Source organism: Streptomyces sp. ISL-100, from assembly GCF_018614615.1.
In the GTDB taxonomy this organism is placed as follows: domain Bacteria; phylum Actinomycetota; class Actinomycetes; order Streptomycetales; family Streptomycetaceae; genus Streptomyces.
The window spans coordinates 176,077-197,942 of record NZ_JAGGOK010000036.1 but is presented as its reverse complement, the minus strand read 5'-3'; the positions used below and the strand labels follow the sequence as shown (position 1 = coordinate 197,942).

Annotated in this window: 22 protein-coding genes; 11 read left to right on the top strand and 11 right to left on the bottom strand. The window is 67.2% G+C overall.

What is annotated here, in order from left to right; genetic code table 11:
- On the top strand, positions 1–994 hold a 994-nt coding region (locus J7E89_RS16715), incomplete at its 5' end, for a CCA tRNA nucleotidyltransferase (protein WP_214974284.1).
- A 39-nt stretch (positions 995–1,033) separates the two neighbouring features.
- On the opposite strand, the gene J7E89_RS16710 is transcribed toward J7E89_RS16715, so the two are convergent.
- The 3 genes from J7E89_RS16710 to J7E89_RS16700 all read right to left on the bottom strand — a co-directional run bounded on the left by J7E89_RS16710 (position 1,034) and on the right by J7E89_RS16700 (position 4,215).
- A complete protein-coding gene (locus J7E89_RS16710; protein ID WP_214974283.1) occupies positions 1,034–2,314 on the bottom strand; it encodes an MFS transporter in 1,281 nt (426 codons plus the stop codon).
- Positions 2,315–2,396: 82 nt separating this feature from the next.
- Entirely contained in the window at positions 2,397–3,479 is a 1,083-nt protein-coding gene (locus J7E89_RS16705; RefSeq protein ID WP_214974282.1) for an inositol-3-phosphate synthase, read from the bottom strand.
- Between the two features lie 52 nt (positions 3,480–3,531).
- A complete protein-coding gene (locus J7E89_RS16700) occupies positions 3,532–4,215 on the bottom strand; it encodes a PadR family transcriptional regulator (RefSeq protein WP_214974281.1) in 684 nt (227 codons plus the stop codon).
- Positions 4,216–4,581: 366 nt separating this feature from the next.
- On the opposite strand from J7E89_RS16700, the gene J7E89_RS16695 reads away from it, so the two are divergent.
- Complete coding sequence (locus J7E89_RS16695) at positions 4,582–7,278, top strand: transglycosylase domain-containing protein (protein WP_214974279.1); 2,697 nt, start codon at positions 4,582–4,584, stop codon at positions 7,276–7,278.
- A gap of 92 nt (positions 7,279–7,370) precedes the next feature.
- Complete coding sequence (locus tag J7E89_RS16690) at positions 7,371–8,849, top strand: glycosyltransferase family 87 protein (RefSeq protein WP_374196827.1); 1,479 nt, start codon at positions 7,371–7,373, stop codon at positions 8,847–8,849.
- An 82-nt stretch (positions 8,850–8,931) separates the two neighbouring features.
- Here the strand turns inward: J7E89_RS16690 and J7E89_RS16685 are convergent, their stop codons facing one another.
- The 3 genes from J7E89_RS16685 to J7E89_RS16675 all read right to left on the bottom strand — a co-directional run bounded on the left by J7E89_RS16685 (position 8,932) and on the right by J7E89_RS16675 (position 11,578).
- Positions 8,932–9,963 carry an alanine racemase gene (locus tag J7E89_RS16685; RefSeq protein ID WP_214974274.1) on the bottom strand — a complete coding sequence of 344 codons (1,032 nt, stop codon included), beginning with the start codon at positions 9,961–9,963 and terminating at the stop codon, positions 8,932–8,934.
- 70 nt (positions 9,964–10,033) lie between these two features.
- Complete coding sequence (locus J7E89_RS16680) at positions 10,034–11,152, bottom strand: peptidoglycan bridge formation glycyltransferase FemA/FemB family protein (RefSeq protein WP_214974272.1); 1,119 nt, start codon at positions 11,150–11,152, stop codon at positions 10,034–10,036.
- Between the two features lie 111 nt (positions 11,153–11,263).
- The gene (locus tag J7E89_RS16675) at positions 11,264–11,578 is read right to left on the bottom strand and encodes a hypothetical protein (protein ID WP_214974270.1); all 315 of its coding nucleotides are present in this window, start codon (positions 11,576–11,578) and stop codon (positions 11,264–11,266) included.
- A gap of 267 nt (positions 11,579–11,845) precedes the next feature.
- On the opposite strand from J7E89_RS16675, the gene rpsF reads away from it, so the two are divergent.
- The 4 genes from rpsF (at position 11,846) to rplI (ending at position 13,556) form a co-directional block, all read left to right on the top strand.
- Positions 11,846–12,136, top strand: a complete 291-nt coding sequence (gene rpsF / locus J7E89_RS16670) for a 30S ribosomal protein S6 (RefSeq protein WP_006604399.1) — start codon at positions 11,846–11,848, stop codon at positions 12,134–12,136.
- Between the two features lie 75 nt (positions 12,137–12,211).
- Entirely contained in the window at positions 12,212–12,811 is a 600-nt protein-coding gene (locus tag J7E89_RS16665; RefSeq protein WP_214974268.1) for a single-stranded DNA-binding protein, read from the top strand.
- Between the two features lie 43 nt (positions 12,812–12,854).
- Positions 12,855–13,091, top strand: a complete 237-nt coding sequence (gene rpsR, locus J7E89_RS16660) for a 30S ribosomal protein S18 (RefSeq protein WP_003949403.1) — start codon at positions 12,855–12,857, stop codon at positions 13,089–13,091.
- 18 nt (positions 13,092–13,109) lie between these two features.
- Positions 13,110–13,556: a 50S ribosomal protein L9 gene (gene rplI / locus J7E89_RS16655; protein WP_214974266.1), complete on the top strand. Its 447-nt coding sequence runs from the start codon at positions 13,110–13,112 to the stop codon at positions 13,554–13,556.
- A gap of 83 nt (positions 13,557–13,639) precedes the next feature.
- Here rplI and J7E89_RS16650 read toward each other — a convergent pair whose 3' ends face one another.
- Positions 13,640–14,977 carry an MATE family efflux transporter gene (locus tag J7E89_RS16650; protein WP_214974264.1) on the bottom strand — a complete coding sequence of 446 codons (1,338 nt, stop codon included), beginning with the start codon at positions 14,975–14,977 and terminating at the stop codon, positions 13,640–13,642.
- A 458-nt stretch (positions 14,978–15,435) separates the two neighbouring features.
- Between J7E89_RS16650 and dnaB the strand changes: the two genes are divergently transcribed.
- From dnaB to J7E89_RS16635, 3 genes are all read left to right on the top strand, one after another.
- A complete protein-coding gene (gene dnaB, locus J7E89_RS16645) occupies positions 15,436–16,917 on the top strand; it encodes a replicative DNA helicase (protein ID WP_214974262.1) in 1,482 nt (493 codons plus the stop codon).
- Between the two features lie 196 nt (positions 16,918–17,113).
- Positions 17,114–17,467, top strand: a complete 354-nt coding sequence (locus J7E89_RS16640; protein WP_214974260.1) for a VOC family protein — start codon at positions 17,114–17,116, stop codon at positions 17,465–17,467.
- A gap of 123 nt (positions 17,468–17,590) precedes the next feature.
- Positions 17,591–18,973, top strand: a complete 1,383-nt coding sequence (locus J7E89_RS16635; RefSeq protein WP_214974258.1) for a serine hydrolase — start codon at positions 17,591–17,593, stop codon at positions 18,971–18,973.
- Here J7E89_RS16635 and J7E89_RS42390 read toward each other — a convergent pair.
- The 4 genes from J7E89_RS42390 to J7E89_RS16615 are packed head-to-tail and all read right to left on the bottom strand — an operon-like array spanning position 18,874 to position 20,497.
- Positions 18,874–19,167, bottom strand: coding sequence for a restriction endonuclease (locus J7E89_RS42390; protein ID WP_214974256.1), 294 nt, complete (start codon positions 19,165–19,167; stop codon positions 18,874–18,876). The two genes, J7E89_RS16635 and J7E89_RS42390, sit on opposite strands and share 100 nt — an antisense overlap.
- Positions 19,164–19,547, bottom strand: a complete 384-nt coding sequence (locus J7E89_RS16625; RefSeq protein WP_214974254.1) for a hypothetical protein — start codon at positions 19,545–19,547, stop codon at positions 19,164–19,166. Before J7E89_RS16625 ends, J7E89_RS42390 begins: the two co-directional genes overlap by 4 nt.
- Positions 19,548–19,567: 20 nt before the next feature.
- Entirely contained in the window at positions 19,568–20,020 is a 453-nt protein-coding gene (locus tag J7E89_RS16620; protein ID WP_214974253.1) for a GNAT family N-acetyltransferase, read from the bottom strand.
- 9 nt (positions 20,021–20,029) lie between these two features.
- Positions 20,030–20,497: a MarR family winged helix-turn-helix transcriptional regulator gene (locus J7E89_RS16615; RefSeq protein WP_214974251.1), complete on the bottom strand. Its 468-nt coding sequence runs from the start codon at positions 20,495–20,497 to the stop codon at positions 20,030–20,032.
- A gap of 137 nt (positions 20,498–20,634) precedes the next feature.
- On the opposite strand from J7E89_RS16615, the gene J7E89_RS16610 reads away from it, so the two are divergent.
- On the top strand, positions 20,635–21,861 hold the full coding sequence (locus tag J7E89_RS16610) for an MFS transporter (RefSeq protein WP_214974249.1): 1,227 nt from the start codon (positions 20,635–20,637) through the stop codon (positions 21,859–21,861).
- Positions 21,862–21,866: the final 5 nt, after the last annotated feature.

The following is a 21,866-nucleotide window of genomic DNA, read 5'->3' as shown; positions in this document are numbered from 1 at the left end:
GGAGTTCATCGACCCGCACGGCGGCCTCGACGACCTCGCTGCCCGCGTCCTGCGCACCCCCGGGACCCCCGAGGAGTCGTTCTCCGACGACCCGCTGCGCATGATGCGCGCCGCGCGGTTCGCCGCTCAGCTCGACTTCGAGGTGGCTCCCGAGGTGGTCGCCGCGATGACGGCGATGTCCGGGCGCATTGAAATCGTCTCGGCCGAGCGGGTGCGTGACGAGCTCAACAAGCTGATCCTCTCCCCGAACCCGCGCAAGGGTCTGAGGCTGCTTGTCGACAGCGGCCTCGCCGGATTCGTGCTGCCCGAGCTGCCCCAGCTGCGGCTGGAAAGTGATGAGCATCACAAGCACAAGGACGTCTACGAGCACTCGCTGACTGTCCTGGAGCAGGCCATGGACCTCGAAGAGGACGGGGCCGACCTCGTGCTGCGGCTCGCGGCGCTGCTGCACGACATCGGGAAGCCGCGGACGCGGCGCTTCGAGTCGGACGGCAGGGTCTCCTTCCATCACCACGAAGTGGTGGGCGCGAAGATGACCAAGAAGCGCATGACCGCCCTGAAGTACTCCAACGACCTGATCAAGGACGTCTCGACACTCGTGGAGCTGCACCTGCGCTTCCACGGGTACGGCACCGGCGAGTGGACCGACTCCGCCGTACGCCGCTACGTACGCGACGCGGGCCCCCAGCTGGAGCGGCTGCACAAGCTGACCCGCTCGGACTGCACCACACGCAACAAGCGAAAGGCGAGTGCGCTGTCACGGGCGTACGACGGGCTTGAGGAGCGCATCTCGCAGCTTCAGGAGCAGGAGGAGCTTGACTCCATCCGGCCCGATCTGGACGGCAACCAGATCATGGAGATCCTTGGCATCGGCCCCGGCCCGGCGATCGGCAAGGCGTACAAGTTTCTGCTGGAGCTGCGTCTGGAGAACGGGCCGATGGAACACGATGAAGCGGTCGCGGCGCTCAAGGAATGGTGGGCGACGCAGAACTGAAGTCATGTTTCACGTGAAACACCGCCCCTCGCTTGCGCGCTACGGGGTGCCTCCCGACCGGTCCCAGCGGAACACGGCAGCAGCGGCCACCGCGTAGACGAGAGCGACCACGATCACCAGCGTGGCCGAGCGGCCGTCGGCGGGCAGCATCAGCGCCGCCGTCGCCGCAGCGCCCACGAAGGCGACGTTGAACAACACGTCGTAGATCGAGAAGACCCGCCCGCGATAGGCGTCGTCGACCGACGACTGCACCACCGTGTCGGTGGTGATCTTCGCGCCCTGCGTCGTGAGACCGAGCACGAAGGCCGCGATCATCATCGGTACGGGCTCGAAGGGCAGCGCGAGGGCAGGTTCGAGTACGGCGGCCGACCCCGCACACATGACCATCCACCCGTACGGTCCGAGCCGCCCCACCACCCACGGCGTCAGCACGGCGGCCGCGAAGAACCCCGCCGCTGAGACGGCAACGGCGACGCCGAGCAGCGCCAGCCCCTCGTCCCCGCCGCCCCCCGGCCCGTCGGACCAGGCGTACCGCACCAGCATCAGCACCATGACCGTCAGCGCGCCGTAGCAAAAGCGCATCAGCGTCATCGCGGCCAGCGCACGTGCCGCGGCACGTCGCTCCGACAGATGCCGCAAGCCGTCCGCGAGCCCCTGGGCCGTGGAGGCCAGCGCGGCGCCCAGCCGCGGCTGCACCTGATCCGGATCGGGGCCGAGCAATTCACGGTTCATCCGCAGCGACGACAAGGCGGCGCAGAGGTAAAGGGCCGCCCCCAGTAGCACCACCGCCGCATCGGACTCCGACGCCACCAGCCGTACGGCGAAAGCCAGGCCGCCGCCGGCGGTGGCGGCGAGCGTCCCGGCCGTCGGGGAGAGCGAGTTGGCCATGACGAGCCGGTCGGCGTCGACAACGCGGGGCAGTGCGGCCGAGAGCCCGGACAGCACGAAACGATTGACGGCGGTGACGGAGAGAGCCGAGACGTAGAAGAGCCAGTCGGGCACGGACGCGAGGATCAGCACCGCCGTGCCGCAGGCGAGCACCGCCCGCAGCAGGTTCCCGTAAAGGAAGACCTGCCGGCGCTGCCAGCGGTCGAGCAGCACGCCCGCGAAAGGGCCCACGGCCGAATAGGGGAGCAGCAGTACGGCCATCGCTGAGGCGATCGCGCCGGGCGAGGTCTGCTTCTCCGGGGAGAAGACGACGTACGCGGCGAGCGCGACCTGGTACACGCCGTCTGCGCACTGGGAGAGCAGCCGGACCGTCAGCAGGCGGCGGAAGTTGGTCAGGCGCAGGAGTACGCGCAGATCACGTACGACGGGCATGCGAGCAAGCGTCACACACGTCGAGGGTCCCCGGGTGGATTACCCGGGGACCCTCGACGATCGGACTGCTACTGCTGTGCTTCTAGCGCTCGACCTCGCCCGCGATGAAGCTCTCGACGGCGCGGTGGGCCGCGTCGTCGAAGTACTGCACCGGCGGGGACTTCATGAAGTACGAGGACGCGGAGAGGATCGGGCCGCCGATGCCGCGGTCCTTGGCGATCTTCGCGGCGCGCACGGCGTCGATGATGACACCGGCCGAGTTCGGGGAGTCCCAGACCTCGAGCTTGTACTCCAGGTTCAGCGGGACGTCACCGAAGGCACGGCCCTCGAGGCGCACGTATGCCCACTTGCGGTCGTCCAGCCAGGCCACGTAGTCCGACGGGCCGATGTGGACGTTGTCGGCGCCCAGGTCGCGGTCGGGGATCTGCGAGGTGACGGCCTGCGTCTTCGAGATCTTCTTGGACTCCAGGCGCTCACGCTCGAGCATGTTCTTGAAGTCCATGTTGCCGCCGACGTTCAGCTGCATCGTGCGGTCCAGGACGACGCCCCGGTCCTCGAAGAGCTTCGCCATGACGCGGTGCGTGATGGTGGCGCCGACCTGCGACTTGATGTCGTCGCCGATGATCGGGACGCCCGCCTCGGTGAACTTGTCCGCCCACTCCTTGGTGCCGGCGATGAAGACCGGGAGAGCGTTGACGAAGGCGACCTTGGCGTCGATGGCGCACTGCGCGTAGAACTTCGCAGCGTCCTCGGAACCGACGGGCAGGTAGCAGACGAGGACGTCGACCTGGCGGTCCTTGAGCGTCTGGACGATGTCGGCCGGGGCCTCTTCGGACTCCTCGATGGTCTGGCGGTAGTACTTGCCCAGGCCGTCGAGGGTGTGACCACGCTGCACGGTGACGCCGGAGTTCGGCACGTCACAGATCTTGATGGTGTTGTTCTCGCTCGCGCCGATGGCGTCCGCGAGGTCGAGGCCGACCTTCTTGGCGTCGACGTCGAAGGCGGCGACGAACTCGATGTCCTTCACGTGGTAGTCGCCGAACTGCACGTGCATGAGACCCGGCACCTTGCCCGCCGGGTCGGCGTCCTTGTAGTACTCGACGCCCTGCACCAGCGAGGCGGCGCAGTTGCCCACGCCGACGATGGCTACGCGAACCGAACCCATTGGCGGTTGCTCCCTGTGTGTTCTCTACGAAGCCCTGCGGATGTGCAGGGCCTCACTTGACGGTGTCGTCGGACGGACCCGGCGGGAAGTCATCCCGGTGCCGGGGCAGGCCGTCCGTCTGTCCAGATGTGGTGTCGTGACGAGCCGGGGACTCGGGGTCGGATCGTCGCTGATCCCGCCCCGCCCGCTCGCTCTCGATGAGCTCGTTCAGCCAGCGCACTTCGCGCTCGACGGACTCCATGCCGTGCCGTTGCAGCTCAAGCGTGTAGTCGTCCAGGCGCTCCCGGGTACGGGCCAGGGAGGCGCGCATCTTCTCGAGACGCTCCTCCAGCCGGCTCCTGCGGCCCTCGAGCACCCGCATCCGCACCTCGCGCTCCGTCTGTCCGAAGAAGGCGAAACGAGCAGCGAAGTGCTCGTCCTCCCAGGAATCGGGGCCGGTGTGGGAGAGCAGCTCCTCGAAGTGCTCCTTACCTTCGGCTGTCAGCCGGTAGACGATCTTCGCCCGGCGTCCGGCGAGCGAAGCGGCGAGCGCGTCCTCGGGAGCGCTGCCGGGCTCTTCGATCAACCAACCGTTGGCGACGAGCGTCTTGAGGCAGGGGTAGAGCGTCCCGTAGCTGAAAGCGCGGAAGACCCCCAGCGAGGTGTTGAGCCGCTTGCGCAGCTCGTAACCGTGCATGGGGGACTCGCGCAGCAGGCCGAGCACGGCGAATTCGAGGATGCCTGAGCGCCTGCTCATCCTTCGCCTCCTCAGTCGCCGACGGGCCTTATGCCGAGCTGATGTATCGACTCGATACATCCAGACGATAGATCGGCTGTCCCGCTTCGACAAGGGGGGGCATGGTGAACGGCGTCACATCACCAATTCGAGGCACGCAACTTGCCTGATTTGGGGTGAACATCGGCACTGGGTGGGTTTTGACAGTGCGTAGTCTGTGCGGCATGCAGACCACCGGGAACCAAGTGACGCCAGGGAGCGTCCTCGTCCTGGATGCACATGAGGCCGTACGGACGAACCCGATCCCGGGCTGGTCCGTACTTCGGGGGGACCGGAACTCACCTGCCGCTTCCAGGCGATCTCGCCTGCCCGAGGAGTAGTCGTTCGATGAGCGAGCACCGTCGCAAACCGTCGCAGCCGCAGGACGGAGGACGTGCCGCGGCCCGGCGAGCCGCCCAGCAGCCATCAGGCCGCCGCGCGGCCCCCACGCGGGACACCAGCAGCACCACTGAGATGCTTTCCGGCTCGTACGGAGAGGAACGTCCGCCCGGCGGCAGAGCGGAAGCCCGCCGTGCCGCCCAGCGCGGCACGGCGGGCGGCTCACGCCGGCGCGGGGCCGAGCCTGGCGGCCGGGCCGCCGGGCGCGGGCGTGGAGGCCCCCCGGCCAAGGAGCGGTTCATCAACTACCCGCGCTCGGAGAAGTACGGGTGGCGGCGGTTCGTACCGTCCTGGAAGCTGGTCAGCGGCACCTGCCTCGGCTTCTTCGCGATCATGGTCGCGGGCATGGGGGTGGCCTTCGCATGGGTCGACACACCCGACGCGCAGAAGATGGCTCAAGCGCAGAACAACGTCTTCTACTGGGACAACGGCACGCAGCTGGCCGCGACCGGTGGCGACCGCAACCGCCAGTCCGTCGACATCGGCCAGATTCCGCAGTCCATGCAGAACGCGGTGATCGCTGCCGAGAACGCCTCTTTCAAGGACGACTGGGGTGTCGACCCCATGGGTATCGGCCGGGCCATCGTCAACATGGCCATGGGTCAGGAGACGCAGGGCGGCTCGACCATCACCCAGCAGTACGTGAAGAACCTGTACCTCGACCAAGACCAGACGATGAAGCGCAAGTTCACCGAGCTCATCATCTCGCTCAAGGTCGGCACGATGGAGGACAAGGACGACGTCCTCAAGGGATACCTGAACACCGCGTACTTCGGGCGAGACGCGTACGGAATCCAGGCCGCGTCCCAGGCGTACTTCGGCAAGGACAGCGAAGACCTGAACGCGTCCCAGAGCGCCTTCCTCGCGGCACTTCTCAAGGGTCCGAACCTCTTCAACCCTGACGGCGGCCTCGGCGACAATGCCACCCCCGATAAGAACAGGGAGCGCGCCGAATACCGCTGGGCATGGATCCTCGACCGCGAGGTCGAGGTCGGCCGGATGAAGCAGGCCGAGGCGGACAAGTGGAAGAAGGCCGGGTTCCCCACGCTCAAGGACTCGGAGCAGGCCACTGGCCTCGGTGGCCAGAAGGGCTACCTGGTCGAGACCGCCAAGAAGTACGTGATGAAGCAGACCAAAATCACGCCGGAGAAGCTCGCGCTCGGCGGCTATCGCATCTACACGACCTTCAACAAGGACAAGGTCAACGCGATGGAGAAGGCCGTCAACAAGACGCGCAAGGCGTTTCTGGACACCAAGGCGCGCCCCAAAAAGGACAAGTTCGTCCAGTTCGGTTCCGCCTCGGTGGACGTGGAGACCGGCGCGATCGTCGCGCTCTACGGCGGCGAGGGCTGGGACAAGAAGCACTTCACCAACAACGCCGACACCTGGGGCGTCCCCGTCGGCTCGACCTGGAAGCCGTACGTCCTCGCCGCGGCGATGAAGCACGGCACCCACAACTCGGGCAGTGAAGGTCTCTCGCCGCTGAGTAAGTACAACGGCAACGACATGATCGAGATCAAGTACCCGAGCGGTAATCCGGTCCCGGGCAAGAACGGGCAGCCGTTCCGTCAGAAGAACGAGAGCGACAAGGCGTACGGCTACGTCACACTCAGGGAAGCGATGGAAAAGTCCATCAACACCCCGTTCGTACAGCTCGGCATGGACGTGGGCCTGGACAAAGTGGCCGATATGGCAGAGGACACCGGAATCCTCGAAGAGAGCATGGACCAGCGGAACGCGTCCTTCTCCCTGGGTACGTCCACACCGAGTGCCATCCGCATGGCCAGCTCGTACGCAACCTTCGCCGACTCCGGCATGCATCGTGAGCCGTACTCCGTCTCCAAGGTCCTCCTGAACGGCCAGGAGCAGCCAGGCTTCGAGAAGCCCAAGCGCGAGCGGGCGATGGACCCGGAGATCGCGGACAACATCACCGACGTCCTGCGGAACGTCGTCGAGAGTGACGAGGGCACCGGTAAGAAGGCGCAGAAGCTGGGCCGCCCGGTCGCCGGCAAGACCGGTACCACCGACAAGAACAAGTCGGCCTGGTTCGTCGGCTACACCCCGCAGCTGTCGACCTCGGTCACCCTGTTCCGTACGGACCCCGAGTCCCGCAAGCTGCTCTCGATGAACGGCACGGGCGGCGTCCCCTCCATCCACGGTGGTGACATTCCCACCGAGGTCTGGACGAACTACATGCGCGACGCGCTCAAGGATGAGGAAGTGAAGGACTTCCCCGAGGCGCTCCCGATCGGCAAGAAGGCCGACTCGGCCGGTGCGCCGACGCCGAAGCCGAGCGTCACGCCCAGCCAGACGCCGTCCTCGACCCCGTCCTCCACCCCGTCCCAGACCCCCTCGGAAACCCCGCCAACCCCCTCCGAGACCCCGAGCGAGACCGAGACCTGCGAGCCGCTCGACTGGGCCTGCGACAACGGTGAGAACGCCAACGGCGGCAATGCCAACGGAGGTACGGACGCAGGCGGCACCGACGCCGGCGGTACGGATACAGGCGGCACCGATACCGGCGGAACCACCGACGGCACCACGACCGACGGCGGAACCACCGACGGCACCACCACCGACGGCAGCACCGAAGGCAAACCGGGCAACGGCAGCAGCAACGGTGGCCTCTTCGGAGGCGGCGGCTGACGCCACGCCCCACCCCACCCTGACGAGGGCCGTCGCACCCCGGTGCGGCGGCCCTCGCCGCATGCACAGCCCCGTACGGCAGGATGACCCCCATGACGAGCGTGCACGAGGACCGGCCCGTAGTACGGCCCACGCAGCAGGACACAGTCGCAGCGGCGGGCAGCGAGCTGATCGGCGGACCCGTCGGCCGGTGGGCCAGGCTGGGAGCCGGCCGGCTCACGCCGGTCCGCGTCGTAGCCCTCGTCGCCATCGGCATGTTCGCGCTCGGCATGGTGCAGAAGATCCCGTGCTACGAGTGGGCCTGGTTCCGCGGCACCAGTTCGCAGTACACCCACGCCTGCTACTCCGACATCCCGCACCTCTACCTGGGGCGCGGCTTCGCCGACGGGCTCGTACCGTATTTCGATCGCCTGACCGGCGACATGGAGTTCCTCGAATACCCCGTCCTGACAGGGCTGTTCATGCAGGTCGCCGCCTGGCTGACCATGCCCTTCGACGGCTCCGTCCAGGAGCGCGAACAGGCCTACTGGATGGTCAACGCGGGCATGCTGATGATCTGCGCCGCCATCATCGCCGTCTGCGTCGCCCGTACACACCGACGACGCCCCTGGGACGCCCTGCTCGTCGCTCTCGCGCCCGCCCTCGCCCTCACCGCCACCATCAACTGGGACCTGCTCGCCGTCGCCCTCACCGCCGCCGCGATGCTCATGTGGTCCCGGGGACGTTCGCTGGCCTTCGGCATCCTCATCGGGCTCGCGACCGCCGCGAAGCTCTATCCCGTGCTGCTCCTGGGACCGCTGCTCGTGCTCTGCTGGCGAGCGGGCAAGTACCGGGAGTACGGGGCCGCGCTGCTCGGGGCGACAGGGGCCTGGCTGCTCGTGAACCTGCCCGTCATGATCCTCGCCCCCGAAGGGTGGAAGAAGTTCTACACCTTCAGCGAGGAACGGACTGTCGACTTCGGCTCGTTCTGGCTGATCATCACGCAGCGCACCGGCAAGTCGCTCGATGTCGAAGCCGTCAACACGTACGCCACCCTGTTGATGATCCTGCTGTGCGCGGGCATCGCCGCGCTGACGCTGACAGCGCCCCGCCGGCCGCGCTTCGCCCAGCTCGCCTTCCTGGTCGTCGCCGCGTTCATCCTCACCAACAAGGTCTACTCCCCGCAGTACGTCCTGTGGCTCATCCCCCTCGCCGCCCTGGCCCGGCCGCGCTGGCGCGACTTCCTGATCTGGCAGGCCTGCGAGGTCATGTACTACCTGGGAATCTGGATGTACCTCGCGTACACCACCAGCGGCGACAAGCAGCGCGGGCTGCCCCCCGAGGGCTACCAGCTCGCCATCACGCTGCACCTGCTGGCGACGCTCTACCTGTGCGCCGTCGTCGTACGCGACATCCTCATGCCCGAACGGGACGCCGTACGTCGCGACGGCTCGGACGACCCCTCGGGCGGTGTCCTCGACGGGGCCGAGGACACCTTCGTCCTGGGGAAGGCGGCGCACCCGCCGCGGCACGCGGTGCACCACTTCGAGGGGCCACGGGTGGAATGGGGCACCACCACGTCCCGGACATGAGGGCATGACCGCCCGCCGGGACGGCCGTCAGGGGGTCCTCAGCGGCTGCTCAGCGGCTGCTCAGCGGCTGCTCAGCGGCCGATCAGCGGTCGACGATGCGGTCGAACTGCGTAGTCGTGTGGCGCAGATGGGCCACCAGCTCCTCGCCCACCTTCGGCTCCTGCGCGTCCGAGGGGACGAACAGGATCGACACCTGCATGTGCGGCGGCTCCGCGAACCAGCGCTGCTTGCCCGCCCACACGAACGGCGCGAGATTACGGTTCACCGTGGCCAGACCGGCACGCGCCACGCCCTTCGCGCGCGGCATCACACCGTGCAGCGCCTTGGGCGCCTCCAGGCCGACACCGTGCGACGTACCGCCCGCCACCACCACGAGCCACCCGTCCGACGCCGCCTTCTGCTGGCGGTAACCGAACCGGTCGCCCTTGGACACCCGGGTCACGTCCAGCACCGCGCCGCGGTACTCTGTCGCCTCGTGGTCGCCCAGCCACAGCCGCGTGCCGATACGCGCACGGAAGCGGGTCTGCGGGAACTGCTGCTGCAGCCGCGCCAGTTCCGCGGCCTTCAGGTGGCTGACGAACATCGTGTGCAGCGGAAGACGCGCCGCCCGCAGCCGGTCCATCCAGCCGATGACCTCCTCGACCGCGTCGGAACCGTCCGTACGGTCCAGCGGGAGGTGCAGGGCGAAGCCCTCCAGGCGTACGTCCTCGATGGCCGCGTGGAGCAGCCCGAGCTCCTCCTCCTTCACGCCGTGACGTTTCATCGAGCTCATGCACTCGATGACGACACGGGCGCCGACCAGCGCGTGCACCCCGTCGACCGACGACACCGAGCGCACCACCCGGTCCGGCAGCGGAACCGGCTCCTCGCCGCGCCGGAACGGCGTCAGGACGAGCAGGTCACCGCCGAACCAGTCCTTGATGCGGGCCGCTTCGTAGGTCGTGCCGACGGCCAGGATGTCCGAGCCGAAACGGGTCGCCTCGTCCGCGAGCCGCTCATGGCCGAAGCCGTAGCCGTTGCCCTTGCAGACCGGCACTATTCCCGGGAACTGATCGAGGACGGACTTCTGGTGCGCCCGCCAGCGCGCGGTGTCGACGTAGAGGGTGAGCGCCATGGCCGGTCCGGAACCTTTCTCGTGGCTGCGGTGTATCAGGGGTATGGACGGAAACGGAGTCGGGCAGGGATCAGCGGTACGACATGTACATGTCGAGCGCCTTGTGCAGCATCTTGTTGAGCGGGAAGTCCCACTCGCCGACGTACTCCACAGCCTCCCCACCCGTACCCACCTTGAACTGGATCAGGCCGAACAGGTGGTCGGTCTCGTCGAGAGAATCGGAAATACCCCGCAGGTCATAGACAGTCGCACCCATCGCGTACGCGTCACGCAGCATCCGCCACTGCATCGCGTTCGACGGCCGGACCTCACGGCCGATGTTGTCCGAAGCGCCGTACGAGTACCAGACATGCCCACCGACGACCAGCATCGTCGCCGCCGACAGATTCACGCCGTTGTGCCGCGCGAAGTACAGCCGCATCCGGTTGGGATCCTCGGCGTTCAGGACCGACCACATCCGCTCGAAGTACGAAAGCGGGCGCGGCCGGAAACGGTCACGCACAGCCGTGATCTCGTACAGGCGCTGCCACTCGGCGAGGTCCTCGTAACCCCCCTGCACAACCTCGACACCGGCCTTCTCGGCCTTCTTGATGTTGCGCCGCCACAGCTGATTGAAGCCCTTGAGCACATCATCCAGCGACCGGTTCGCCAACGGAACCTGGTACACGTAACGCGGCTGCACGTCACCGAAACCGGCGCCGCCGTCCTCGCTCTGCTGCCAGCCCATCTTCCGCAGCCGGTCCGCCACTTCGAAGGCACGCGGCTCGATGTGCGTCGCCTCGATGTCCCGCAGCCGCTTCACATCCGGATCCTGGATACCGGCCTTGATGGCCGGCGCGTCCCAGCGGCGAATGACCACCGGCGGGCCCATCTTCACGGAGAACGCACCCTGCTGCTTCAAATGCGCCAGCATCGGCTGCAGCCAGTCGTCCAGATTCGGCGCGTACCAATTGATCACCGGACCCTCGGGCAGATACGCGAGATACCGCTTGATCTTCGGCAACTGCCGGTACAGCACCAGGCCGGCGCCGACCAGCTGGTCACTCCGGTCGAACCAGCCCAGGCTCTCCGAACGCCACTCCGTCTTCACATCAGCCCACGCCGGGACCTGGCAATGGCTCGCCGACGGCAGGCTCTGGATGTACGCCAGATGCTGCTCGCGGCTAATGGTCCTCAGGGTCAGGCTCATGCGGGGCGCTCCTCGGCAGGTCTGTCCCCATGGGATCAGGGGCTCCGGCTCTCGCGCCGAAGCCTACTGCGCCCAGTGAGCGCCCCGACTGGCCCGCTGACCCAGCCGGGCCTATCCCAGCACCCCACCAAACAGGCCACCGTGCGCCATACCGAGGTAGAAGCCGACCGCGGACGCCCCCAGCCCGACGATCAGCAACGTCCGCTCGCGCGTCGTGACCGAGATGAACTGCCCGTACGCACCCGCGATGATCCCCGCCAGCCCCGCCCAGGAGCTGATCAGATGCAGGTCGTGGAACATCGCCGTGACAAAGGCGACCACGCCCAGCAGCACCGTCACCGCGACCAGGGTGTCCTGGCGCGGATGAGGCTTGCCGTCGGTCTCGAAGAGAGAAGTCGAGGAGTGTCGTCGCATTGCCTGTGCCATGGGGCACCTCCTGCTCGAAGCGGCGAACCGTGATGCCGCACACACCCGATGTGTACAGATTGTGGGCCTTCCCGCCCGGATTTCAACCGCAAGGCGGTGAGCAGGTAGTCTGTACGGTCTGCACCGGTGTCTGCCCATGTCAGAAAACAAGCCTCTTCTCTCGAAGAAGGCGGCTTGTCAGTGGCGGCCGATACCGTTGCGTACGCATCACGACCCTCCTGCCACGGAACGACCGTGGCCGCTGAGTCCAAAGGAGGTGGGTTCCACATGCGTCACTACGAAGTGATGGTCATCCTCGACCCCGATCTCGAGGAGCGCGCTGTCTCCCCGTTGATCGAGAACTTCCTCTCCGTCGTCCGTGAGGGCAACGGAAAGGTCGAGAAGGTCGACACCTGGGGCCGTCGTCGTCTGTCCTACGAGATCAAGAAGAAGCCTGAGGGCATCTACTCGGTCATCGACCTGCAGGCCGAGCCCGCAGTCGTCAAGGAGCTCGACCGACAGATGAACCTGAACGAGTCGGTCCTCCGGACCAAGGTCCTCCGCCCCGAAACCCACTGAGCTCAGTAGCTCAGCGGTAATCGGGTCCGAGTAGCAACAAGCAGCCAGCAGCAATCCCCGCCGAGAGGTTCACCCATGGCAGGCGAGACCGTCATCACGGTCGTCGGCAATCTCGTCGACGACCCCGAGCTGCGCTTCACCCCGTCCGGTGCGGCGGTCGCGAAGTTCCGTGTCGCGTCCACTCCCCGCATCTTCGACAAGCAGACCAATGAGTGGAAGGACGGCGAAGGCCTGTTCCTCACCTGCTCGGTCTGGCGTCAGGCGGCGGAGAACGTCGCAGAGTCGCTTACGCGAGGCATGCGCGTCGTCGTACAGGGCCGGCTCAAGCAGCGGTCCTACGAAGACCGCGAGGGCGTCAAGCGCACGGTCTACGAGCTGGACGTCGAGGAAGTCGGCCCCAGCCTCAAGACAGCCACGGCCAAGGTCACCAAGACCACCGGTCGAGGCGGCCAGGGCGGATACGGCGGCGGTCAGCAGGGCGGCCAGCAGGGCGGCGGCAACTGGGGCGGAGCCCCCAGCGGCGGCGGCCAGCAGCAGGGCGGCGGCGCACCCGCCGACGACCCCTGGGCCAGCAGTGCACCGGCCGGCGGCGGTCAGCAGCAGGGCGGCGGCAGCTGGGGCGGAAGCTCCGGCGGTTCCGCCGGCGGCGGCTACTCGGACGAGCCCCCCTTCTAAGGCGGGCCCGTACACCACTTCTTGATCACACAGGAGAAACACCATGGCGAAGCCGCCTGTGCGCAAGCCTAAGAAGAAGGTCTGCGCATTCTGCAAGGACAAGGTCACGTACGTGGACTACAAGGACACGAACATGCTGCGGAAGTTCATTTCCGACCGCGGCAAGATCCGTGCCCGCCGCGTGACCGGCAACTGCACGCAGCACCAGCGTGACGTCGCCACGGCAGTCAAGAACAGCCGTGAGATGGCGCTGCTGCCCTACACGTCCACCGCGCGATAAGGGAAGGGTGACCGAAAAATGAAGATCATCCTCACCCACGAGGTCTCTGGCCTCGGCACTGCCGGCGACGTCGTTGACGTCAAGGACGGCTACGCTCGCAACTACCTGGTCCCGCGTGGTTTCGCGATCCGCTGGACCAAGGGTGGCGAGAAGGACGTGGCGCAGATCCGCCGCGCCCGCAAGATCCACGAGATCGCGACCATCGAGCAGGCCAACGAGATCAAGGCCAAGCTCGAAGGCGTGAACGTCCGTCTGGCCGTTCGCTCCGGCGACGCCGGCCGTCTCTTCGGTTCCGTCACCCCGGCCGACGTCGCTTCGGCGATCAAGGCTGCCGGTGGCCCCGACGTCGACAAGCGCCGCGTTGAGCTGGGCTCGCCGATCAAGACCCTGGGTTCGCACCAGGTCTCGGTGCGTCTGCACCCCGAGGTCGCCGCGAAGCTCGGCGTCGAGGTCGTCGCCGCCTAAGGCTGCGCATCTCAGAGCAGTACGAAGGGCCGCACCCCACGGGGTGCGGCCCTTCGCCGTTTCACGTGAAACATCACTGCCGCTCAGCGCGTGGCGCCCGTAACAATCCAGCGGCCCGAACGCGCACGCAGCCAGAGCGTCACCATCCGCACCGCCATCATCAGCGTCATCGCCCACCACAGGGTGGTCAGCCCACCACCCAGCACCGGCACCAGAAGAGCCGCCGGCGTGAAGACCGCCAGCGTCGCCAGCATGGCCCACGCCAGATAAGGCCCGTCCCCCGCACCCATCAGCACACCGTCCAGCACGAAGACGATCCCCGAAATCGGCTGCGAGACAGCCACCACCAGCAACGCCGTCAACAGCGCGTCCCGCACCACCTGATCGCTCGTGAACAGCGGAATGAACAACGGCCGGGACACCGCGACCAGCACGCCGAGCACCACCCCGGACGCAATGCCCCACTGCACCATCCGGCGGCACGCTTCCTGCGCACCCTTGGCGTCGTCGGCGCCCAGATAGCGCCCGATAATCGCCTGGCCCGCTATGGCGATCGCGTCGAGGGCGAAGGCCAGCAGACTCCACAGCGACAGAAGGATCTGGTGGGCCGCGACATCCGCGTCCCCGAGCCGGGCGGCCACCGCGGTGGCGATCATCAGGACGGCACGCAGCGAGAGCGTACGGACCAGCAGCGGTGCGCCGGCCTGTGCGCAGGCCCGTATGCCCGCGGCGTCGGGGCGCAGGGATGCGCCGTGCTTCCTGGCGCCCCGTACCACCACCACGAGATAGGCGGCGGCCATCCCGCACTGGGCGATCACGGTGCCCCACGCGGAACCCGCGATGCCGAATCCGGCGCCGTACACCAGGCCCACATTGAGCAGCGCGTTGGCGGTGAAGCCGCCTACGGCGACGTACAGCGGTGTCTTCGTGTCCTGGAGACCGCGCAGGACACCTGTGGCCGCAAGGACGACGAGCATCGCGGGGATGCCCAGACTGGAGATCCGCAGATAGGTGATGGCGTACGGAGCCGCCGTGTCGGAAGCGCCGAAGACATCGACGAGCCAGGGAGCGGCGGGCAGGACGACCGCGATCACCGCGGCGCCGAGGAGCAGCGCGAGCCAGATGCCGTCCATACCCTGCCGGATGGCGGCCTGGAGATCGCCCGCGCCGACGCGGCGGGCGACCGCGGCGGTGGTGGCGTAGGCGAGGAAGACGAAGACGCTCACCGCGGTCATCAGGAGCGTGGCGGCGATGCCGAGGCCCGCTAGTTGCGGGGTGCCGAGGTGGCCGATGACCGCGCTGTCGACCATCACGAAGAGGGGCTCGGCGACCAGGGCGCCGAAGGCCGGGAGGGCGAGCGCGATGATCTCGCGGTCGTGCCGGCGTCGGCTGGTCTTCGCTGCCGTGGGGGCCTGAGTCATGAGGTCAATCTAATCTTCCACAGGTAAGAGATGCAATGGCCTTGCGATCCTTACGGCCGGGTGCTTTCCGGGTTCGGCTGTGCGCCGTTTGTTCTGATCTTGAACCAGGGGCCGAAGTTTTTCTTCCCCACAGCCGGTGGATCGAGAAAGTGCAGGTCAGGGCAGTGGAAGTGGGTGCGCTATGAGTTTGTCCACAGTGCTGTCCCCCGGTCCGTGCACAGGTTCAGTGGACTTCTCCACAGCAAGTGGTCTTTCGTCCACACGGCCTGTGGATAACCAGATTGGCTGACGGTGCCCGCGGGCCTACCGTGGTGCGGCGCCCGCCTTCCGTTCCGGCCCCGGAAGCTCGTCGAATCCGATGCGCCGGAACCGGAGTCGGGCGTCTCATTTGTCAGAGCCGTGCCGTAAGAAAGAGTGGCACAGCGAGGTCCGCGCAGCGGACGGGAGGAGGTGGCCCGGTGAGCATTTCCGAGCCATTGGACGACCCCTGGGCCGACAGCGGTCCAGGTGACCGTCTGCCCGCCTCCCGTCGGCGTCGCGGCGAAGGCCGGGGGCGCGACGAGCAGCACGACCGCGGCGGCGAGAGTGGAGGCGGCTGGGAGGGCGGGGCTCCTGCCTTTGAGCGAGTACCCCCGCAGGACCTTGACGCGGAGCAGTCCGTTCTCGGCGGCATGCTGCTTTCGAAGGACGCCATCGCCGACGTGGTGGAGATCCTCAAGGGGCATGACTTCTACCGCCCGGCGCACGAGACCGTCTACACGGCGATTCTCGACCTCTATGCCAAAGGTGAGCCGGCCGACCCCATCACGGTGGGCGCCGAGCTGACCAAGCGCGGCGAGATCACGAAGGTCGGCGGCGCCTCGTATCTGCACACGCTTGTACAGACGGTGCCTACGGCGGCCAACGCGGAGTACTACGCCGAAATCGTCCATGAGCGGGCGGTGCTGCGCCGGCTGGTCGAGGCGGGCACGAAGATCACGCAGATGGGATACGCGGCCGACGGCGATGTCGACGACATCGTCAACGCCGCGCAGGCCGAGATCTACGCCGTCACCGAGCAGCGCACCAGCGAGGACTATCTGCCGCTCGGCGACATCATGGAAGGCGCGCTGGACGAGATCGAGGCGATCGGTTCCCGTACGGGCGAGATGACCGGTGTGCCGACCGGTTTCACGGACTTCGACTCGCTGACCAACGGCCTGCACCCTGGCCAGATGATCGTCATCGCGGCCCGTCCCGCCATGGGTAAGTCGACGCTGGCGCTGGACTTCGCGCGGGCCTGCTCGATCAAGAACAATCTGCCCAGCGTGATCTTCTCCCTCGAAATGGGGCGCAACGAGATCGCGATGCGCCTGCTCTCGGCGGAGGCTAGGGTGGCGCTGCACCACATGCGCTCCGGCACGCTGACGGACGAGGACTGGACGCGGCTGGCGCGGCGTATGCCGGATGTCTCGCAGGCGCCGCTGTATATCGACGATTCGCCGAACCTGTCGATGATGGAGATCCGGGCGAAGTGCCGTCGGCTGAAGCAGCGCAATGACCTGAAGCTCGTGATCATCGACTATCTGCAGCTGATGCAGTCCGGTGGTTCCAAGCGTGCGGAGAGCCGCCAGCAGGAGGTCTCGGACATGTCCCGAAACCTCAAGCTGCTGGCGAAGGAGCTTGAGTTGCCGGTGATCGCGCTGTCGCAGCTGAACCGTGGTCCCGAGCAGCGTACGGACAAGAAGCCGATGGTCTCCGACCTGCGTGAATCCGGCTCGATCGAGCAGGACGCGGACATGGTCATCCTGCTGCACCGTGAGGATGCGTACGAGAAGGAGTCGCCGCGCGCGGGCGAGGCGGACCTGATGGTGGCCAAGCACCGTAATGGTCCGACGGCGACGATCACGGTGGCGTTCCAGGGTCACTACTCGCGCTTCGTGGACATGGCGCAGACCTGATCCCTGAAACCGTAGTTCTCTGATTCCGTGTCGAGGGAACTGGTGGGCTGGCTGAACGTACGCCGCAGGACCTCCGCACTCGTCGCCTTCTCGGCAACGCTTCACCACGTTCAAACCCGCACCAGCAGACGCGGGCTGGGCATCGGCAGCGCTTTGGTCCCTTTTTTCGAAGCCCTGGCGGGTCTAGGCTCTGCGGATGACCTTGGAATGGGAACAGGTAATTGTTCACTCGGTAGATCCGGTGGCCTTGGGGCAGTGGTGGGCCGAGGCTCTTGGCTGGGTTGTGGTCCACTCCTCTGATGAGGAGTTCGAGATCCGCCCGGAGCCGGATCGCCTGCCGGGATTGGACTTCGTCCGGCTTGATGAGAGCAAGAAGGTCAAGAGCCGACTGCATCTCGACTTCAGGCCTGATGATCAGGACGCCGAGGTGGCTCGTCTGGTGGCTCTTGGCGCGCGGCGTGTTGATATTGGCCAAGGTGACCAATCGTGGGTTGTATTGGCAGACCCTGAAGACAACGAGTTCTGTGTCCTTGGCCAGCGGCGTCAGTAAGCGACAGAGGCCCACCGCTGCCGCCTGACAGCGAAGCTGAGAACCTACACACCGCAATGGTTGATGACCACCGCTGCGTGAAAAGAGGTCGACGGCGTGGGGTGGTGGCGGTAGGTGTTGACCATGACCTCACCGCTCGAAGAGCTGCTTCCCAGTACGCAACGCGCCCTCCTGCATCGCATCGCCACCGCACAAGCCGAGGGGAGGACGCCCTCGTTCGTCGCTGCGGTGCAGCGTGATGGGCAGATCGTGTGGACTGGGTCCCGTACCTGTGTCGACGGGCATGGGCCGGACGCGGATACGCAGTATCGGATCGGTTCGATCACCAAGACTTTCACCGCTGTACTGGTGCTGCGGCTGCGCGACGAAGGCTTGCTCGACCTTGGTGACCCGCTGGAGAAGCACCTTCCGGGTACAGGGGTGGGTGAGGTGACTGTGGCTCAACTTCTCAGTCACACCGGTGGGTTGTCGGCGGAAGCGCCGGCGCCGTGGTGGGAGCGGACGCCGGGCAGTTTGCGTCCTGAGTTGGCCGATGTGCTGGGTGAGCAGGTGCGGATGCATCCGGCCGGGCGTACTCACCATTACTCCAATCCCGGATACACGCTGCTGGGCCGGCTTGTGGAGGCGGTGCGTGGGGAGTCCTGGGCGGAGGTGCTGAGGCGCGAGGTTCTTGAGCCGCTGGGGATGGGCCGTACGAGCGCGGAGCCCGAGGCCCCGCATGCCGGTGGCTGGGCGGTGCATCCGTGGGCCGATGTGATGCTGCCCGAGCCGGCGGTGGACCTTGGGCTGATGGCTCCGGCCGGTCAGCTCTGGTCTGCGACTGGAGACCTCTGCCGCTTTGCCGGGTTCCTTGCGGTGGGTGACGAGAAGGTGCTGAGTGCGGAGTCCGTACGGGAGATGCGTACGCCTGTTGCTCCGGCGGGTGCTGGGGACGTGGTCGGTGGCTATGGGCTGGGGTTGCAGATCGTCCAGGGCGGCGGTCGGACGCTGGTGGGGCACTCCGGGTCGTTGCCGGGCTTTGTGGCGGGCCTGTGGGTGAGCGTGGAGGACGGGGTGGCTGCGGTGGCGCTCGTCAACGCTACGTCGGGGGTGTCCGCTCCTGCGGTGGCGGCCGATCTGATCCGCATCGTGGTGGAGGCCGAGCCGCGTATCCCGGAGCCTTGGCGGCCGCTGCCCGAGGCCGAGGTCGACCAGGAGTTGCTGGCGTTGACTGGGCCGTGGTTCTGGGGCACGTCGCCGTACGCCCTGACTCTAGTCGCCGATCGTGGCGTGGAGCTGCAGCCGCTGCGGGGCAACGGGCGCGGATCATGCTTCGCCGCGCGGCCGGACGGTACTTGGACCGGTCTTGATGGTTACTACCTTGGGGAGACGCTCCGGGTGGTGCGGCGGGAGGACGGGTCGGTGAGTCATCTCGACCTGGGCTCGTTCGTCTTCACGCGTGAGCCGTACGAGCCGGGGGACGCGGTCCCTGGAGGCGTGGACGAGGGCGGCTGGCGCGGGCTGTGACGTTTCACGTGGAACCGGGCATGGGGGTGGGAGGCCGGTAGATTCCGAGCGGGCCCGAAGCCGCAAGTTCCGGTTGCGACTTCGGGCCCGATGTCTGCGCCCGTGTCGCCGTGGCCTCCGGTGACCGTCACCCGGTCGCAGCCGTCGCGTCGGCAGAGCCAGGCGATGTGCTGCTCGAACTGGCTGGGGTTCATGGCGTCGAGCGCGCCCATTGATCAGGCTGCCTCGCGTTCGCGCAGAACGCGCCGGAGGTGGGTGATTTCGTTCTCGAGCGCCTGGATGCGGCCCCGGTGTTCGCCGTCGTTCTCGACGCGGCGTTGAGCAGGGGGACGACGGCGCGGCCGATGGTGGTGCGGCAGACGTCCTCCGCGATCTCGGTGACCTTGCCGTCGGTGTGCGTGGCCAGGCGCTGGTCGAGGACGCCGGTGATGTGCTCGTCGAGCAGCGAGGCAAGCCTGTGGACGAAGTTATCCGCAGGCTGCGAGCGCTGGTTTTCCGCGAGGTCGAGCAGGGTGACTTCGTTGAGTGTGAGGGCGGGATCCGGACATACGGCCGCCCCTCGGGCAAGGGGCAACGAGTCAAATCAAACGGTTTTCAGATACTCAGCTTGAATCCAACATGGGTGGCTTCAAAGCCGAGTCGCTCGTAGAAGCGGTGGGCGTCGGTGCGGGTGGCGTCTGAGGTGAGTTGGACCAACTGGCAGTTCTGGCGTCGGGATTCGTCGATGGCCCACTCGATGAGCTGGGTGCCGAGGCCGCTGCCGCGTTCGTCGGCGTGGATGCGTACGCCTTCGATGATCGAGCGGGTGGAGCCGCGTCGGGACAGCCCGGGGATGACCGTGAGTTGCAGTGTGCCGACGACGCGGCCCTCGCGTGCCGCGACGACGAGGTGTTGGTTCGGGTCGTCGGTGAGGCGGGTGAGGGCGGCGGTGTACGGGGCGAGGTCGTCGGGGGACTCGCGCTGGGCGCCCAGGGGGTCGTCGGCGAGCATGGCGACGATCGCGGGAAGGTCGGCGGGGGCTGCGCGGCGTATCTCAAGATCGCTCATGGGGGCAGGTTACGCAGCGGGTGTGGGGGCGCGCAGTTCTTCGACTGCCCTGACCAGGGGCTCCAGTTCGGGGTTCTTCGCGGCTTCGTCGAGGGCTTCGCGCAGTGCGGTGTCGTTGGTGGGGCGGGCTTGGGCGAGCAGGGCTTGGCCGGCCTCGGTGACGTCGGTGTAGATGCCGCGGCGGTCGGTGTCGCAGAGGTAGCGGGTGAGCAGGCCGCGGTCTTCGAGGCGGGTGACCAGGCGGGTGGTGGCGCTCTGGCTCAGTACGACGGCTTCGGCGACCTGTCGCATCTGCAGGTGTCCGCCGGGGCCGCTGTGCTGGCGGCTGAGGACGTCGAGGAGTGAGTACTCGCGCACGCTGAGGCCGTGCCGGCTCTGGAGGGCCTTCTCGATGTGGGCGTCGATCCTGCCGTGCAGCAGGGAGAGGGCGCACCAGCCTTGGGAGAGGGCGGTCAGGGCGGGGTCTGTCGCTGTCATGGATCTCTCCTTGTCCGGAGCGGCTTGAGCTCAGGATAGACGACGGGCGCAATAGTCCGCGCTTGCATTTAGCCCGCGTCTGCAATTATTGTCGACGCTTGTAAGGCGCATGTGCAATCTATTCGGAAGGTCTGGCCATGCCACTCGCGCTCCTCGCCCTCGCCATCGGGGCGTTCGGTATCGGCACCACAGAATTCGTGATCATGGGGCTGCTGCCCGAGGTGGCCACCGACTTCGGTGTCTCGATACCCACCGCCGGCTATCTGGTCAGCGGTTATGCCCTCGGCGTCGTGCTGGGTGCGCCGCTGATGTCCGTCCTCGGCACCCGGATCTCCCGCAAGCGCATGCTGATGCTGCTGATGGGACTGTTCATCGCGGGCAATCTGCTCTCAGCTGTCGCCCCCTCGTTCGGCGTGATGCTCGGGGCCCGCGTGGTCGCCTCCCTCGCGCACGGTGCGTTCTTCGGAATCGGATCGATCGTCGCGGCCGATCTCGTCGCCCCGGAGAAGAAGGCCGGAGCCATCGCCATGATGTTCACCGGCCTCACCACCGCGAATGTTGTCGGTGTCCCGCTCGGTACGTTCATCGGCCAGAGCTATGGCTGGCGGATCACCTTCGCCGCGGTGGCCGCGCTCGGCGTGCTCGGTCTCGCGGGCGTCGCCCGGCTCGTACCGGAGATGCCCATGCCCGAGGGCGTACGGCTGCGCCACGAGCTTGCCGCCTTCCGCAATGTGCAGGTGCTGCTCGCCATGGCGATGACCGTGCTGGGCTTCGGTGGTGTCTTCGCCGCGATCACCTACCTCGCGCCGATGATGACCGGCGTGGCCGGCTACTCCGCCGGGTCCGTCACCTGGCTGCTGGTGCTCTTCGGTCTCGGCATGGTCGGCGGCAACCTGATCGGCGGCAAGTTCGCCGACCGTGCGCTGATGCCGCTGCTGTACGTGTCCCTGGGCGCCCTCGCCCTGGTCCTCGCCCTCTTCACGGTCACCGCCCACAACCAGATCGCGGCGGCAGTCACGATCGTGCTGATCGGCGGGCTGGGCTTCGCGATCGTTCCGCCGCTCCAGAAGCGCGTCCTGGACCAGGCCGCGGGCGCTCCCACTCTGGCCTCCGCCGTCAACATCGGCGCGTTCAACCTCGGCAACGCGCTCGCCGCCTGGCTCGGCGGCCTCGTCATCGCGGCGGGCCTCGGCTACACCGCTCCCAACTGGGTCGGTGCGGTGCTCGCTGCCTCGGCCCTTGGGCTCGCGGTCCTTTCCAGCGCCCTGGAGCGCCGTACGGACGCCCGCAGCCGGGTCGTCGCGGGGTCGGCGTCAGTCCCGGAGAAGCCGGCCGCTGTCGTCCCTGCCGCCGCACGTCGCTGAATCAA

Bases quoted from the DNA above. Each gene is read 5' to 3' on its own strand.
- J7E89_RS16710 (WP_214974283.1), bottom strand. From the start codon at position 2,314: ATGCCCGTCGTACGTGATCTGCGCGTACTCCTGCGCCTGACCAACTTC.
- J7E89_RS16705 (WP_214974282.1), bottom strand. From the start codon at position 3,479: ATGGGTTCGGTTCGCGTAGCCATCGTCGGCGTGGGCAACTGCGCCGCC.
- J7E89_RS16700 (WP_214974281.1), bottom strand. From the start codon at position 4,215: ATGAGCAGGCGCTCAGGCATCCTCGAATTCGCCGTGCTCGGCCTGCTG.
- J7E89_RS16695 (WP_214974279.1), top strand. From the start codon at position 4,582: ATGAGCGAGCACCGTCGCAAACCGTCGCAGCCGCAGGACGGAGGACGT.
- J7E89_RS16690 (WP_374196827.1), top strand. From the start codon at position 7,371: ATGACGAGCGTGCACGAGGACCGGCCCGTAGTACGGCCCACGCAGCAG.
- J7E89_RS16685 (WP_214974274.1), bottom strand. From the start codon at position 9,963: ATGGCGCTCACCCTCTACGTCGACACCGCGCGCTGGCGGGCGCACCAG.
- J7E89_RS16680 (WP_214974272.1), bottom strand. From the start codon at position 11,152: ATGAGCCTGACCCTGAGGACCATTAGCCGCGAGCAGCATCTGGCGTAC.
- J7E89_RS16675 (WP_214974270.1), bottom strand. From the start codon at position 11,578: ATGGCACAGGCAATGCGACGACACTCCTCGACTTCTCTCTTCGAGACC.
- rpsF (WP_006604399.1), top strand. From the start codon at position 11,846: ATGCGTCACTACGAAGTGATGGTCATCCTCGACCCCGATCTCGAGGAG.
- J7E89_RS16665 (WP_214974268.1), top strand. From the start codon at position 12,212: ATGGCAGGCGAGACCGTCATCACGGTCGTCGGCAATCTCGTCGACGAC.
- rpsR (WP_003949403.1), top strand. From the start codon at position 12,855: ATGGCGAAGCCGCCTGTGCGCAAGCCTAAGAAGAAGGTCTGCGCATTC.
- rplI (WP_214974266.1), top strand. From the start codon at position 13,110: ATGAAGATCATCCTCACCCACGAGGTCTCTGGCCTCGGCACTGCCGGC.
- J7E89_RS16650 (WP_214974264.1), bottom strand. From the start codon at position 14,977: ATGACTCAGGCCCCCACGGCAGCGAAGACCAGCCGACGCCGGCACGAC.
- J7E89_RS16640 (WP_214974260.1), top strand. From the start codon at position 17,114: ATGACCTTGGAATGGGAACAGGTAATTGTTCACTCGGTAGATCCGGTG.
- J7E89_RS16635 (WP_214974258.1), top strand. From the start codon at position 17,591: ATGACCTCACCGCTCGAAGAGCTGCTTCCCAGTACGCAACGCGCCCTC.
- J7E89_RS42390 (WP_214974256.1), bottom strand. From the start codon at position 19,167: ATGAACCCCAGCCAGTTCGAGCAGCACATCGCCTGGCTCTGCCGACGC.
- J7E89_RS16620 (WP_214974253.1), bottom strand. From the start codon at position 20,020: ATGAGCGATCTTGAGATACGCCGCGCAGCCCCCGCCGACCTTCCCGCG.
- J7E89_RS16615 (WP_214974251.1), bottom strand. From the start codon at position 20,497: ATGACAGCGACAGACCCCGCCCTGACCGCCCTCTCCCAAGGCTGGTGC.
- J7E89_RS16610 (WP_214974249.1), top strand. From the start codon at position 20,635: ATGCCACTCGCGCTCCTCGCCCTCGCCATCGGGGCGTTCGGTATCGGC.